The 14292-nt window shown below is 65.6% G+C and carries 11 protein-coding genes; 8 read left to right on the forward strand and 3 right to left on the reverse strand.

The features are described from left to right. The first annotated feature begins 7 nt into the window (after positions 1-7). The 8 genes from AC1RMG_RS29745 to AC1RMG_RS29780 all read left to right on the forward strand — a co-directional run bounded on the left by AC1RMG_RS29745 (position 8) and on the right by AC1RMG_RS29780 (position 10394). The gene (locus AC1RMG_RS29745; RefSeq protein WP_011058521.1) at positions 8-874 is read left to right on the forward strand and encodes an ABC transporter permease; all 867 of its coding nucleotides are present in this window, start codon (positions 8-10) and stop codon (positions 872-874) included. 215 nt (positions 875-1089) lie between these two features. After that, positions 1090-2016 carry a LysR family transcriptional regulator gene (locus AC1RMG_RS29750; RefSeq protein ID WP_011058522.1) on the forward strand — a complete coding sequence of 309 codons (927 nt, stop codon included), beginning with the start codon at positions 1090-1092 and terminating at the stop codon, positions 2014-2016. Positions 2017-2192: 176 nt separating this feature from the next. After that, complete coding sequence (locus tag AC1RMG_RS29755) at positions 2193-3737, forward strand: MFS transporter (RefSeq protein WP_370058381.1); 1545 nt, start codon at positions 2193-2195, stop codon at positions 3735-3737. A 14-nt stretch (positions 3738-3751) separates the two neighbouring features. Further along, positions 3752-4822 (forward strand): HlyD family secretion protein, encoded by a 1071-nt coding sequence (locus AC1RMG_RS29760; RefSeq protein WP_011058524.1) that lies wholly within the window; start codon positions 3752-3754, stop codon positions 4820-4822. Beyond that, positions 4819-6300 (forward strand): efflux transporter outer membrane subunit, encoded by a 1482-nt coding sequence (locus AC1RMG_RS29765; RefSeq protein WP_041115059.1) that lies wholly within the window; start codon positions 4819-4821, stop codon positions 6298-6300. The genes AC1RMG_RS29760 and AC1RMG_RS29765 overlap by 4 nt, the downstream gene beginning before the upstream one ends. A gap of 70 nt (positions 6301-6370) precedes the next feature. Continuing rightward, a complete protein-coding gene (locus AC1RMG_RS29770; RefSeq protein ID WP_011058526.1) occupies positions 6371-6880 on the forward strand; it encodes a sigma-70 family RNA polymerase sigma factor in 510 nt (169 codons plus the stop codon). Next, positions 6877-7830 carry a FecR domain-containing protein gene (locus AC1RMG_RS29775; protein ID WP_492575442.1) on the forward strand — a complete coding sequence of 318 codons (954 nt, stop codon included), beginning with the start codon at positions 6877-6879 and terminating at the stop codon, positions 7828-7830. The genes AC1RMG_RS29770 and AC1RMG_RS29775 overlap by 4 nt, the downstream gene beginning before the upstream one ends. Positions 7831-7928: 98 nt before the next feature. Beyond that, positions 7929-10394 (forward strand): TonB-dependent siderophore receptor, encoded by a 2466-nt coding sequence (locus AC1RMG_RS29780; protein ID WP_011058528.1) that lies wholly within the window; start codon positions 7929-7931, stop codon positions 10392-10394. 17 nt (positions 10395-10411) lie between these two features. On the opposite strand, the gene AC1RMG_RS29785 is transcribed toward AC1RMG_RS29780, so the two are convergent. From AC1RMG_RS29785 to AC1RMG_RS29795, 3 genes are all read right to left on the reverse strand, one after another. Continuing rightward, the gene (locus AC1RMG_RS29785) at positions 10412-11101 is read right to left on the reverse strand and encodes an NYN domain-containing protein (RefSeq protein WP_493170875.1); all 690 of its coding nucleotides are present in this window, start codon (positions 11099-11101) and stop codon (positions 10412-10414) included. Positions 11102-11363: 262 nt separating this feature from the next. After that, complete coding sequence (locus AC1RMG_RS29790; protein WP_368994955.1) at positions 11364-12119, reverse strand: DUF3142 domain-containing protein; 756 nt, start codon at positions 12117-12119, stop codon at positions 11364-11366. Continuing rightward, positions 12089-14281 (reverse strand): PA5441 family protein, encoded by a 2193-nt coding sequence (locus AC1RMG_RS29795; protein WP_493170877.1) that lies wholly within the window; start codon positions 14279-14281, stop codon positions 12089-12091. Before AC1RMG_RS29795 ends, AC1RMG_RS29790 begins: the two co-directional genes overlap by 31 nt. Between the last annotated feature and the right edge of the window lie 11 nt (positions 14282-14292).

Genomic DNA, 14292 nt, shown 5'->3' on the forward strand with positions numbered 1-14292 from the left:
ATGCCCGATGAGCCACTCATCCCCTGCGCGCGAGGAATACGAAGTTGTCCTGCAGCCCTTGCTGCAAGTGCCCCTGGAGCGCGAGCTGCCCCTGGGGCAGCGCCTCTGGCAACAAGGCTGGTTGCGCAAGAGCCTGATCCTGGTCCTGCTGGCGCTGCTCTGGGAAGCCGTGGCCCGTTACCAGAACAACGACCTGCTGCTACCGAGTTTTCTGCAAACTGCCAGCGCTCTTTACCAGGGCCTGCTCAGCGGCGAATTGCTGGGCAAGGTGGGCATTTCCCTGGTGGTGCTGCTCAAGGGCTACCTGATCGGCATCGTCCTGGCGTTTGCCTTGACCACCCTGGCGGTCTCGACCCGGCTTGGCCGTGACCTGCTGAGCACCCTGACCTCGATGTTCAATCCGCTGCCGGCCATTGCCCTGCTGCCCCTGGCGCTGCTGTGGTTCGGCCTGGGGCAGAACAGCCTGATCTTCGTGCTGGTGCATTCGGTGCTCTGGGCTTTGGCCTTGAACACCTATGCCGGGTTTCTCGGGGTTTCCGAAACCCTGCGCATGGCCGGGCGCAACTACGGCCTCAAGGGCCTGCGCCTGGTGCTGTTCATCCTGATCCCGGCGGCGCTGCCGTCGATTCTCGCCGGGTTGAAGATCGGCTGGGCTTTCGCCTGGCGCACCCTGATCGCTGCCGAGCTGGTGTTCGGCGCCACCAGCGGCAAGGGTGGCCTGGGCTGGTACATCTTCCAGAACCGCAATGAGTTGTACACCGACAAGGTGTTTGCCGGGCTGGCAGTGGTGATCCTCATCGGCCTGCTGGTGGAAAACCTGATCTTCGACACCCTGGAGCGGATCACGGTAAAACGCTGGGGCATGCAGCGCTGAGCTACCTCGTCCGCCAGCCCCCCGACCGTAGGAGCTGGCCTGCCAGCGAAAGCGTCCTCAAGGGCTATGCAAGGTTCGAGGGCTCATTCGCCGGCAAGCCGGCTCCTACGCGGCTAGTGGGTTCACGGGTAAGGATTGATCTCCCTCATTTTCCTCGGCGCCAAGCCTGCTAGCATTGCGCCTGGATCATCCCTGACCAGTCACGAGTGCTCAGCATGCAACTTCCGGACATGAACCTTCTGGTGGCCCTCGACGCCCTGCTCGACGAGGGCAGCGTGGTGGGCGCGGCGCGGCGCATGAACCTCAGCCCGGCGGCCATGAGCCGGACCCTGACGCGGATCCGCGACGCCCTCGGCGACCCGGTGCTGGTACGTGCCGGACGCGGCCTGGTGCCCACCCCCAAGGCCCTGGAACTGCGCAGCCAGGTGCGCGATGTAGTGGAGCAGGCGGCGCTGGTGTTCCGCTCGGCGGACAAGGTCGACCTGGGTTCCCTGCAGCGGCGCTTCAACGTGCGCGCCAACGATTTTTTCGTCGGCGTGTATGGCGGTCGCCTCATCGATACCCTGGAGCGTCAGGCGCCCTTGTGCGAGCTGCGCTTCGTGCCCGAAGGCGATGGCGATGACGAGGCCCTGCGGGAGGGAAGGATCGACCTGCGGATTAGCAACACCCGGCCCCTGACCCCGGAAGTCAAGGTGCAGAACCTGTTCACCACCGCTTTTGTCGGCCTGGTGCGCGAAGGCCACCCGCTGTTGGACGAAGACATCACCGCCGAGCGTTTTGCCGCGTTTCCCCATATCAGCATGTCTCGCCGGGGCATAGCCCGTGGACCTATCGATGCGGCCCTGGCCGAGCAGGGCCTGGAGCGCCGGGTGCCGCTGATTGCCCCGAGCTTCCACGCCGCCATGTTCATGCTGCCGGATTCGGACCTGATTTTGCCGGTGCCCCAGGAAACCCTGCTCAGCGTCTCGCGCCTGGGCCTGCGCTTGCGTTCGTTCGTGCTGCCGATTTCCCTGCCGACCCTGGTTTTGACCCAGGCCTGGCATCCGCGCTACGACAAGGACCCGGCGCACAAGTGGTTTCGCGAAACCCTGCGCACCTCCTGCCAGGCCACCTGGCAAGAAGCCCAGCCGACGTCCTCGTAGGAGCCGGCTTGCCGGCGAAAGCGGTCTTGAGGGCCCCTTCGCTGGCAAGCCAGCTCCTACGGTCAACAGGGTGAATCATTGCGTCTGACGCACTTATAAACTGTCGATAAGTCAGTTTTCGTCAGCATCGGCTGTTCATAAACTGCTCTGGTTTTCTTGTCTGGAGCAGTATTTCCATGAGTTCCCTCGCTGTCGCTGCGCCTGCTTCGGTTGAAGCCGCCAGCAAGCCGGCAGCCATTGCACCGCCGGTGTTCGGGCCGCGGATCATCATCGGCCTGGTGGGCGTGCTGCTGGCGGTGCTGGTCTCGGGCCTCAACGAGATGGTGACCAAGATCGCCCTGGCGGACATTCGTGGTGCGCTGTTCATCGGCTACGACGAAGGCACCTGGCTGGTGGCCTGCTACACCGCCACCTCGGTGGCGGCCATGGCCTTCGCGCCCTGGTGTTCGGTGACCTTTTCCCTGCGGCGCTTCACCCTGTGTGCCATTGGCCTGTTCACCCTGCTGGGGGTGCTGTGCCCCTTCGCCCCGAACTACGAAAGCCTGTTGCTGTTGCGCACCCTGCAAGGCCTGGCCGGCGGCGCGCTGCCGCCGATGCTGATGACCGTGGCCCTGCGGTTCCTGCCGGCCAACGTCAAGCTCTACGGCCTGGCCGGCTATGCCCTGACCGCCACCTTCGGCCCCAGCCTGGGCACGCCCCTGGCGGCACTCTGGACCGAGTACGTGGGCTGGCAATGGGCGTTCTGGCAGGTGGTGCTGCCTTGCCTGGTGGCGATGGCGGCAGTGGCCTACGGCCTGCCCCAGGATCCGCTGCGCCTGGAGCGTTTCAAGCAGTTCAACTGGCGCGGCCTGCTGCTGGGCTTTCCGGCGATCTGCATGCTGGTGATCGGTATCCTGCAGGGCAACCGCCTGGACTGGTTCGAGTCGCCGCTGATCTGTGTGCTGCTGGCCGGCGGGCTGGTGCTGCTGGTGCTGTTCATGATCAACGAATGGTCGCAGCCGATTCCCTTCTTCAAGCTGCAGATGCTCGGCATCCGCAACCTGTCCTTCGCCCTGCTGACCCTGGCCGGGGTGCTGGTGGTACTGACGGCGGTGATCATCATCCCGTCCGCCTATCTGGCTCAGGTCCAGGGCTACCGGCCGTTGCAGACCGCGCCGGTGATGCTGGTGATGGCCCTGCCGCAACTGCTTGCGCTGCCCCTGGTGGCAGCACTGTGCAACCTGCGCTGGGTCGATTGCCGCTGGGTGCTGGGGATCGGCCTGGGCATGCTGGTGCTGTCCTGTCTGGGCGGTACGCACCTGACCTCGGCCTGGATCCGTGACGACTTCTATGTGCTGCAACTGCTGCAGATCTTCGGCCAGCCCATGGCAGTGCTGCCATTGCTGATGCTTTCCACCGGCAGTATCACCCCGATGGAAGGGCCTTTTGCCTCGGCGTGGTTCAACACCGTGAAAGGCCTGGCGGCGGTGATCGCCACCGGTGTGCTGGATGTGCTGACCACCCGCCGCCTGCATTTTCATTCGACCATGCTGGTGGACAGCCTGGGCAACTCGCCTCTGGTGGACGACGGCGTCGCCGGCCTGGCCCGGCGCCTGCACCAGCAGGCCGTGGTGCTGACCTCCGCCGACCTCTACTACTGCATGGCAGGGCTGGCCGCTGTGCTGATCCTGCTGATTTTCTGGCTGCCGACGCGGATCTACCCACCGCGGGCACCGACTTGAACGAGACCTTTGTCATGACGACCCAGAACAAACACAAAATCGCCATTGCGGTAGCGGCAGTGGCGGCCCTTGGCGTGTTGGCCTACCTGGCGCTGCCGGGGCTGTTCGGCCGCGCCGGCGAGCAGACCACCAACGACGCCTTCATCGCCGCCGACTACACCCTGGTGGCCCCGCGCGTGGCGGGGTTCATCAAGGAAGTGCTGGTGGAGGACAACCAGCAGGTCAAGGCCGGGCAACTGCTGGCGCTGATCGACGACCGTGACCTGCGCGCCGCGGCCCAGGCGGCGGATGCCGAGACCCTGGTGGCCAAGGCGCAGTTGCAGAACGCCCGGGCGACCCTGGACCGGCAGAGTTCGGTGATCGCCCAGGCCCAGGCTGCCTTGAGCGCGGCCCAGGCCGAGCGAGCCTTTGCCGAGCATGAACTGAACCGTTACAACCACCTGGCCGGGGTCGGCGCCGGCACGGTGCAGAACGCCCAGCAGGCCCGGACCCGCATCGACCAGGCCAGCGCCCGGCTGGCCACCGCCACCGCAGCCCTGGCGGCGGAGCGCAAGCAGGTGGAGATCCTCACCGCTCAGCGCGACGCCGCGGAAGGTGGCTTGAAACGTGCCCAGGCGGCCCTGGAAATGGCCAGCTACGAGTTGTCCTACACGCGCATCGTGGCGCCGGTGGACGGCATGGTCGGCGAGCGTGCGGTGCGGGTCGGTGCCTATGTCACCCCGGGCAGCAAGATCCTTGCCGTGGTGCCGCTGCAGCAGGCCTATGTACTGGCCAACTTCCAGGAAACCCAGCTGACGGCCATGCATGCCGGGCAGGTGGTGGAGGTGCGGGTCGACAGCCTGGGCGGCGAGACCCTGCATGGTCGGGTGGAAAGCCTGGCCCCGGCCACCGGTGTGACCTTCGCCGCGGTGAAGCCGGATAACGCCACCGGCAACTTCACCAAGGTGGTGCAGCGCATTCCGGTGAAGATCCTTCTGGAACCCAACCAGCCGTTGGCCGAGCGGTTGCGGGTGGGCATGTCGGTGGAAGCCAGCGTGGACACCCACAGCTCTGCCACCAGCGCCCGCGAGGTGACCCAGCGATGAGCCGCGAACGCAGCCGTCACAGACGCTCCCACGGGCTCCGCACTCTGCTGGCGCTGAGCCTGCTGTCCCTGGCCGCGTGCAATGTCGGCCCGGATTTCCAGAGGCCCCAGGCGACCCAGGTCCAGGCCTGGTCCGCCCCGGCCCAGGCCGCTGCCAGCCAGGCGGTGGACAGTGCCATGCAGGAGCGCTGGTGGGAGGTGTTCAACGACCCGCAACTGTCGGCCCTGAGCCATCGCGTCCTGAGCGATAACCTCGACCTGCAACTGGCCACCAGCCGTTTGCAGCAGAGCCGGGCGGCGCGCCAGGTCATTACTGCCGAACGCTATCCGAGCACCTCGGCCAATGGCGGCTACGGGCGCAAGCGCAACAGTGCCGAGGGCCTGAACGACCCTTCGGGGAACAACGGAAAATCGGCCTTCAATCTCTGGGAAGCGGGCTTCTCCGCCTCCTGGGAGCTGGATTTCTGGGGCCGGGTGCGGCGCGAAACCGAGGCCGCCGACGCGACCCTGGAAGTGGCGGAGAACGACCGGCGCGGGGTGCTGCTGTCGGTGCTGGCGGAAACCGCCCAGGACTACATCCAACTGCGCGGCGTGCAGAGCACCCGGGCGGTCACCGAGCAGAACCTCGAGGTCGCCCGGCACAGCCTGAAGCTCTCGCAACTGCGCCTGGCCGACGGCGTGGCCACCGACCTGGACGTGGCCGAAGCCGCCGCCCAGGTCGCCACCATCGAGGCGCAACTGCCGGAGCTGCAACAGCGCCAGGCGCAGTTGATCAATGCCCTCAGCCTGCTGCTGGGGGAGCCACCCCAGGCCTTGCACCAGGAACTGGCCAGCGATGCGCCAGTGCCGCAACCGCCATCCCAGGTGGCTATCGGCCTGCCTTCGCAACTGGCCGAGCGGCGTCCGGATATCCGCCAGGCCGAGGCGCGCCTGCATGCAGCCACGGCCAGCATTGGTGTGGCCAAGGGCGATTTCTATCCGCGCATTACCCTGTCCGGCAACTTCGGCTCCCAGGCCCTGCAACTGGCGGACTTCGGTTCCTGGAGTTCGCGGCAGTTCGGCATCGGCCCGCAGTTCAGCCTGCCGCTGTTCGATGGCGGCCGCCTGCGGGGCATGCTCCAGTTGCGCGAGGCCCAGCAGCAGGAAGCAGCCCTGGCCTACCAGCAGACGGTCCTGCGGGCCTGGCACGAAATCGACGACCAACTGACCCGCTACAACGCCAGCCAGTTGCGCCGCGACAGCCTGGCCGAAGCGGTGCGGCAGAACCAGATCGCCCTGCGCACGGCACAGCAGCAGTACATCGAAGGGGTGGTGGATTTCGTCAACGTGCTGACTGTGCAGGGGGCCTTGCTGGCAACCCAGGAGCAGTTGGTGGAAAGCTCGGCCGGAGTGTCCCTGGCCATGGTTGGCCTGTACAAGGCGCTGGGGGGTGGTTGGCAGTCGGTCTATCCATTGCAGGCTGCCAGCCAGCCGCGTTGAAAAGCGTTTTGCCTGGATTGAGAAAAAAGTGTAATGATAATTGCTCTCAATCATGTGCGCAGTTTCATTCATGCAAGCCACCACTGACGGCAACGCTCAACTCCATCGTCTGTATCAGGATCATCACGGCTGGTTGCAGGGCTGGTTGCGCAAGCGCCTGGGCGATCGCGAGCATGCCGCGGACGTGGCGCAGGACACCTTCCTGCGCCTCTTGCTCTCGGGGCGTTTTCCCGGGCAGCAGGAAAGCCGCAGCTACCTGGCGCAGATCGCCCGCAACCTGGTGGTCGACCAATGGCGGCGCGCGCGCATCGAGCGCGCCTACCTGGAAAGCATCGCCCACTTGCCGGAGCCGCAGACCCCCTCCCTGGAAAGCCGCGCGCTGATTCTCGAAACCCTGATGCAGATCGACGCCATGCTCGACCGCATGCCGGACAAAGTGCGCCAGGCCTTTGTCATGTCGCAGTTCGAGGGGCTGGGCTATGCGCAGATTGCCGAGCGCCTGGAGGTTTCCGTCAGCTCGGTGCAGAAGTACATGACCCGGGCGATCCAGGCCTGTTACCAGGTGCTCTACGCAGAATGAAACCTCATCAAGCACCCATTGCCCCCAGCGTTGTCGAGCAGGCCAGCGAGTGGCTGATGCTGCATTGGGGCGGCGAATTGAGCGCGCAGCAGCGCAGCGCCTTCGACGCCTGGCAGCAGGCCGATCCCGAGCACCAGCGAGCCTGGCAACGCCTGCAGCAACTGCAGCAGACCCTGCAAGGCGTGCCGGAACACAGCACCCATGTACTGTTGGCCAAGGCGCCGGACCAGCAGCGCCGCGCCGCACTGAAGCTGCTCGGCTTGCTGCTGGTGGCCGGTGGCAGCGGCTACCTGGTGCAGGACAGCCAGCCCTGGCGAGCGGCCTTCGCCGCGCAGCGCAGCGCCACCGGGGAAGTACGCCACCTGACCCTGAGCGACGGCAGCCGCCTGGACCTCAACAGCGCCAGCGCCGTCGACCTGCTGTTCAGCGCCAGCGAACGGCGCATCCGCCTGATCCAGGGCGAGATCCTGCTGACCAGCGGGCATGACCCGTCGCGGCCGCTGATCGTGGAAACCCCCGCCGGCGATATCCAGGCCCTGGGCACACGTTTCGCCGTGCGCGAGTTGGACGGCGGCACCCGGGTCGATCTTTACGAAGGGGCCCTGCGGATCAGCCCCCGTCACACCCAGGCCCTGCAACTGAATGCCGGCGAACGCCTGTGGTTCGACGCCGGCCGGGTGTCGGCCCGGCAAGTGGCCCAGGTCAATGCCAGCAGTTGGAGCGAGGGCCGGTTGATTGCCGAACGCCAGCCCCTGGGGCAGTTCGTCGCTGAGCTGTCACGGTATCGGCCAGGGGTGCTGCGCTGCGATGAGCAGGTGGCGGGCTTGCTGCTGACCGGGGTCTTTCCCCTGGCCGACAGCGATGCGGTGCTCGCCGCCCTGGAGCGCTCGCTACCGGTACGGGCCCATGCGGTGACCCGCTACTGGGTAACCCTCAAGCCGCGAGGCTGAATGCAAAAATATTTTGTCAGGCGGTTGTCGGTTCCGGCGCGCCGTTCGGGATACCCCATGAAAGCCGATCAAGACGCATTCTCATGGGGAGTTCAGGAATGCCTTACCAGACCGCTGCATCCATTTTGACCCTGGGCGCTACCGCGCGCCGCCGAGCCTTTGTTGCGCTGCTGGCGGTGGCACCCGTGCTGCCAGGCATTGTCCAGGCCGAGCCGGGCAGCCAGAGCCAGGCCCGCGACTACCAGATCGCCCCCGGCAACCTCGACCAGGTGCTGAACCGCTTTGCCAGTGCGGCGGGGATTCTCCTGTCGGTGGATGCGAGCATGACGGCCGGCAAGCACAGCCAGGGCCTGCAAGGTCGCTACGAAGTGGCGCAAGGGCTGCACCAGCTCCTCGCGGGGACCGGCCTGCAAGCCACCCAGAGTGGCGCCAGCTGGGGGCTGCAGCCAGTGGCCCAGGGCGCTGCGCTGGAGCTGGGGCCAACCCGCATCGGCGCCACCCAAGTGGATGAAAATGCCTGGGGCGCGGTGCCGGGGATCGTGGCCAAGCGCAGCGCCACCGGCAGCAAGACCGACTCGGCGCTGGTGGAGATTCCGCAGACCATCAACGTGATCGGCGCCAAGGAGATCAGCGCCCGTGGTGCCCAGAGCGTGACCGAGGCGCTGCTCTATACCCCGGGCATGACCGGCGGCGGCTTTTCCGACCGGGTGAAGATTTTCGACGAACCCACCTCCCGTGGTTTTTCACCGACTCCGCTGTACCTCGACGGCCTGCACTTGCCCTATGGCGGTGGCAGTACCGGTGGTGCCCTGCAGATCGAGCCCTATTCCCTGGAGCGCATCGAAGTGCTCAAGGGCCCGGCCTCGGTGCTCTACGGGCAGAACCAGCCGGGCGGGATCGTCAACATGGTCAGCAAGCGGCCCACCGAGACCCCCGTGCATCAGCTGAAAGTGGAAGCCGGCAGCTACGACCACAAGAGCATCGCCCTGGACCTGGGCGGCCCGCTGGATGAGCAGGGGCAGTTCCTCTATCGCCTGACCGGCCTGGCCAGCGACAGCCAGGACGCCATCGATTACGTGCAGCGCCAGCGTCAGTTCATCGCCCCGAGCCTGACCTGGCGGCCGGATGACGACACCCAACTGACGGTGTTTGCCCAGTTCCAGAAGGACAACGACGTGCCCGAGGCCCAGGGCCTGCCCAGCGTGGGCACGGTGTTCGCCAACCCCAACGGCAAGATCGACCGCGACCTGTTTCTCGGCGAGCCCGGGGTCAATGCCTACGACCGTGACCAGTTCGTCGTGGGCTACGAGTTCTCCCATCGCCTGAACGATGTCTGGACCCTGAAGCAGAATGCCCGCTACGCCGATGTCGACGACCGTTACCGTGCGCCGCTGCACGGCTACAAGTTCGTCACCAACCCCAAGACCGGGCTCGACGACCAGCGCTACATGACCCGCTACGGGGTCGACTGGAAGCAGCACAACAAGGTCTTCGGCGTGGATAACATCGCCCAGGCCGAGTTCGACACCGGGCCGTTCAACCACACGGTGCTGGTGGGGCTGGATTACTACCACTTCAATTCGAAATACCACGGCAAGTACGACTACAACCCGCCGATTCTCGACATGTTCACCCCCACCTACGGCCAGTCGCTGAATTTCGGCAACGCTTACCAGTGGGACAACACCATCATCCAGACCGGCCTCTACGTGCAGGACCAGATCAAGTACGAGAAGTGGGTGCTGGTGCTGGGCGGTCGCAACGATTGGGCGGAAACCGACAACAAGGCGCCGCTGGGTGGGGCCCATACCAACGTCAAGAACCAGTCCTTCACCGGGCGCGGGGGGCTGGTGTACCTGTTCGACAACGGGCTGGCGCCCTTTGTCAGCTACTCGGAATCCTTCCTGCCGTTGAGCGGCACCAGCTTCCAGCGCAGCGCGTTCGAGCCTTCCACCGGCAAGCAGTACGAAGTGGGGGTGAAATTCCAGCCTCCGGGCCAGGAGAGCTTCGTCCAGGTATCGGCCTATCAGCTGGACCAGGAGAACATTCTGACCACCGACCTGGCCAACCCCGGGTTCAGTATCCAGAGCGGCGCGGTGCGCTCCCGGGGTATCGAGCTTGAAGCCAAGGCCAGCCTCAGCGAGTCGCTGGACGTGATTGCCTCGGCGTCGCGCAACGACATCAAGTACACCAAGGACAACGATGGCCGCGAGGGTCGCCACCCGGCGGGCATGCCACCCCTGACTGCTGCGTTGTGGCTCAACTACACCATCCTGGGCGACACCCCCCTGGCAGGCCTGGGAGCGGGCGTCGGCGCCCGCTACGTCAAGGGCAGCTACGGCACCGACTACGACGGCGCTTTCCAGATCCCTTCCTACACCGTGTACGACGCCGGCCTGACCTACGACCTTGAAAAGTCGCCGTTGCAGCTCAAGGGCGTGAAGCTGGCGCTGAACGTGAAGAACCTCACCGACAAGACCTACGTCGCCAACTGCACCAGCATCTGGGACTGCTACTACGGCGAAGGCCGGACCATGGTCTCGAGCCTGACTTATGACTGGTAAGGCCGCAGCAGCTGGGCTCACCAGTAGTCCGGCTTGATCGCGGGCGCCTTGCGGGTCGCCACTCGTTCGGGGAACTGGTGCTTGCACAGTTCCTCTGCGCTGACGACCCGGCGCATCCAGTGGGCCTGGGCTTTCAGTGAGCCGGGTTGCGGGCGCTGATACTGCGTGCGGTGAGGCAGGATCACGCCAAGGGTCAAGTCCGGGAAGTCTTCGCGAATGGCCCGCAGCGCTGGTGCCATATCGGTGTCTCCCGAGACCAGCACCAGTTGCTCGATGCGTTCATCTGGAGGATGCAGGGCTTGCCTGGCTGCGAGGCGGTACATGCTGATCGCCAGATGGACGTCGGTTTCCTTTTCCTCAAGTTTCCAGATGTCCACCGTGTCCTGGCGTGAAGCCCCTACGGTTTTATTGATGAAGCGTGGGGCTTTGGCCGGTTCAAGCTGATGGCGCCCCAGGTGCACATTGACCTGGGACGCCTTCAAGGCGCGCAGGTAGGTGTCTTGCGCTTCCTTGGAGGCCCGGCCGCGGGTGGCCAGCCGGGGTTTGACTGAAGAAGTGAAGTAGTCCACCGAGGCCAGTCGGCTGGCGGGGTTCTCGATCTGCACGATATGGGTCAGCAACCCGGGCAGGTCGAGCCACTTGAATGGGGTGTCGGCCAGCAACCCGTAGAACAGGTCGTAGCCATCGACAAAGAAGGCCGTGCGCACTATTCCATTCCCTGGAAACGAAAAAACCGGCCTGGGCCGGTTTTTTCACCCCAACGGCCAGCGAACTTAATCTCTGCGTACGGGGTTGAGTTGTGAGGTCGAGCCTAGTGTCTGTATTCGTCGAGGTCAATCCTTGTCCGACGAGAGAGGCATCACCAATGGCTGCTTGGCATATCAACTCCGCGGGAACCGTTTTGCCTCAGCAGGCTTCGAGGATCAAGGGCACTGATGGGCATTACTGTGAGCACTTATTGCACCGCTCTCAGGGCCCGGACTGAGGATTCTGCAAGAAAACCACGTAGCCCTTGAACCAGGGGCTGTCGCGCAGGGCCTGGGGTTCCTGCCATTCACCGCCCTGGATCAGGCCGACCTTGTAGGGCAGGCCCATGCGGTCCAGGCGCGGCAGGTAGCTGGCGTAGTTGGGGATGCTGCGGCGGCCCTGGTAGGTCTGCACCACCACTTCGTCCACCACGCCCTTGAGCTGGCCGATGGCTTGCGGGTCGGCGTTGCTGCCCCAGTCCATCAACCCGGTGATGCTCAGGCGGTAGTGCGCCGGCAGGCGCTGGCGCAGGTCGCGCAGGAAGTGGCCATAGCGCTCCAGGTCGTGGGTGCTGCTGTCGAAATCGATCTGGATGCCCACCACCTGGGTGCCCGTGGCCTGCCAACGCCGGACCTGGCCCAGCAACTGGTCATACAGCGGTTCGGGCCAGGCCAGGGTGTGGGCGCGGTAGACCACCCACACCTGCTCCTGGTGCAGACGCGACACCGGCAGGCCCTGGGCGATGAGCTGGACGCCGCTGGCCGGATGGCGCCGCGAACGGCTGATCTGGCCCTGGAGGAGGTACAGGGTCCTGGCCTGGCCCAGCACCGGCTGGGTCTTGACCCCGCTCCACAGCCAGAAGGCGTCGTAGTCGGCGGCGTCCACTGCCGCGCTGGCCGGCGTTGCCCAGCACAGCCACAGCAGCAGGCCATAGCCCAGGCGCTTGCCTACCAGTAGTAACGCAGCGACTGGGCCCACTGGGTATCCCCCAACTTGGTCTTCAACTGGCGGAACCAGGCCTTGCGCACGGCGGGCTCGACACCGGCACCGCCACAGTTGTTATGGCCCGAGGAGGCGTAGCAGTTGATGGCTCGGTACAGCGCGTAGGCGCGATCGTCACGGCTGGCCTTGGGGTTGTTGATCACCACCTGATAGCCGTCGAGCCGCGAGAACGGCTTGCCCGGGAACGTGTCCTGGGTACCGCCCAGGTTCTGGGCCGGTGGCGGGGTGTCCAGGGGCATGCGGTCGAAGCCGCTGAAACGCATGAACTCGCCGAGGCAGAGCAGCCCGGCCGGGGCTTTCGGGTCACGCTGCAGGAGGGCGGCCGTCTCCAACAGGCTTGGGCAGCGGTAGTCGGGTTTTTCTTCTTCGGGCTGTGGGCCATTCCAGTGGAAGTCCTGCAACGGCGGGGTATCGAGGTAGATGTAGCCCAGGCTGGCGGCAAGGCTAGCGTCGGGCAGGGTGGGCGGCAGTTGCTCGAAGTCTTTGCCGAAGGCCGCGTACTGGCCGCGGGTCAGGTCCTTGTACAGCAGGATAAAACGCGCGGCGTTGCGTTCCGCTGGCAACTCGGCCTTCTGCGCTTGCTGGCGCAGCAGTTGGGGAGAGGCCACCTGGCGCAGGAGAATGGCGCGCACCTGGGCAGCCTTGATCGGCGAGCCGTCGGCGAACACCTTGGCCAGTTGCCCGCTGCGCTCGTAGCTGTAGGCCAGGGCCAGTTCCAACTGTTCACGTTGCAGCGGTTGCTGGGCCAGGGGCAGCAATTGCAGCCACAGCGCCTCGGCGCCTTTCCAGTCCTGCTGGGCCTGCAGGGCCAGGCCACGCAGGATCTGCTGGCTGAAGCTCAGGTAGTCCAGTTGCGCAGGCACTTGGCTGGGCAATTGTTTGAGCGCCGCCGCCGGTTGTTTTTCGACATACAGGCTGAAAGCGGCCTGGAGGTAGTCGAACAGCGCCGGCTGGCTGGCGAACTGGGCCTTCTGCTGTTGCAGGGCGTCCCGGGTCAGGGGCGCCGATGGGGCGTCGCGCATGCGCATCAGGTCCTTGACCGCCAGCAGCAGCGGAGCCTTGAAGTGGTCTTCGGGCAGGCTCAGCAGTTTGTAGTCGACTTCTTCCACCAGGTCGTCCAGAGGCATGTTGCGCGGGGTGCCGGGAGCCTGGGTCAGTTGCCAGGCGTAGTCCTCGGCCAGGGCCTGGGTGTCGCCCGTCAGCCAGTGCACACGGCGGATCAGACCCTTGGCGGAAACGGCGTAGCGGCCCTGTGGATAAGTCTTCAGGTAGGCCTCGAAACCGGCGCCGGCCTGTTGCAGCACGGGTTTATCCACATGCTCCAGATTGACCATGCTCCATTCATCGAAGGCGTTCTGCTGGGCCAGGTTGAGCAGGGTGCGCGGGCTCATGTAGGCCGCGGTTTCGGCCAGCCAGGGCTGGGGATTGTCCTTTAGCGCGGCAAAACCGTTGCCGGCTTCGTTGAAGCGGCCGCTGTAGAAGTCGGCGGCGGCCTGCAGGTAGCTGGCGAACGCCTTGGCCGCCGCCGAGTTCAGGTTGGCCGGCAGCAGCTTGCTCATTTCGCTGGCGTTCCAGTCGCAGCTGGCCAGCAGTTGCACCCGGGCCTCGGCCAGGGCCTGGCGTTCTTCGGGGCTCAGTGGCGCCTGGTCGAGCTGCTCCACAAAAGCCAGGGCACTGGCGTCCGAGTTGCTGCGGCAGCGGCTGCCTTCTCCGGAGAGAAAGCCGTTTCCGGCGGCTTCCTTGCTATCGCGACGCAGGCCTACGGCCTGCAGCAGGCTGTCGAGCTGCTCGGTGGCGGGCGAGGGGCCGGGCTTGGGTGGGTTGCCAGTGTCGGGATCGAGTTCGGGCTGCGCCGGGTGCAGGCGATAGTGCATGAAGGGCACAGGGCCGTAGCCCATGCCCAGCTCATCCTGGGTCAGGGCCCGGGGTGCCAGGGGCAGGCTGCCCTGGTCGGCCAGCAGCAGCCGCAAGTTGACCCGGCTGTCGTTGCCCGGGCTGAGAAAGGGCAGGTTGCTGCAACCGTCCAGGCGATTTGAGTAGAGCGACCAGGTCGGCGAGCAGATGTCATCCGAGCTGGCCTGCGCCTGGCCGGCGCACAGGGCGGTGAGGGTCAATGCCGAGAGCAGAAGCTTGCGCATGAATTGTCCTT

This window comes from Pseudomonas sp. GW822-FHT04H02 (genome assembly GCF_058800645.1).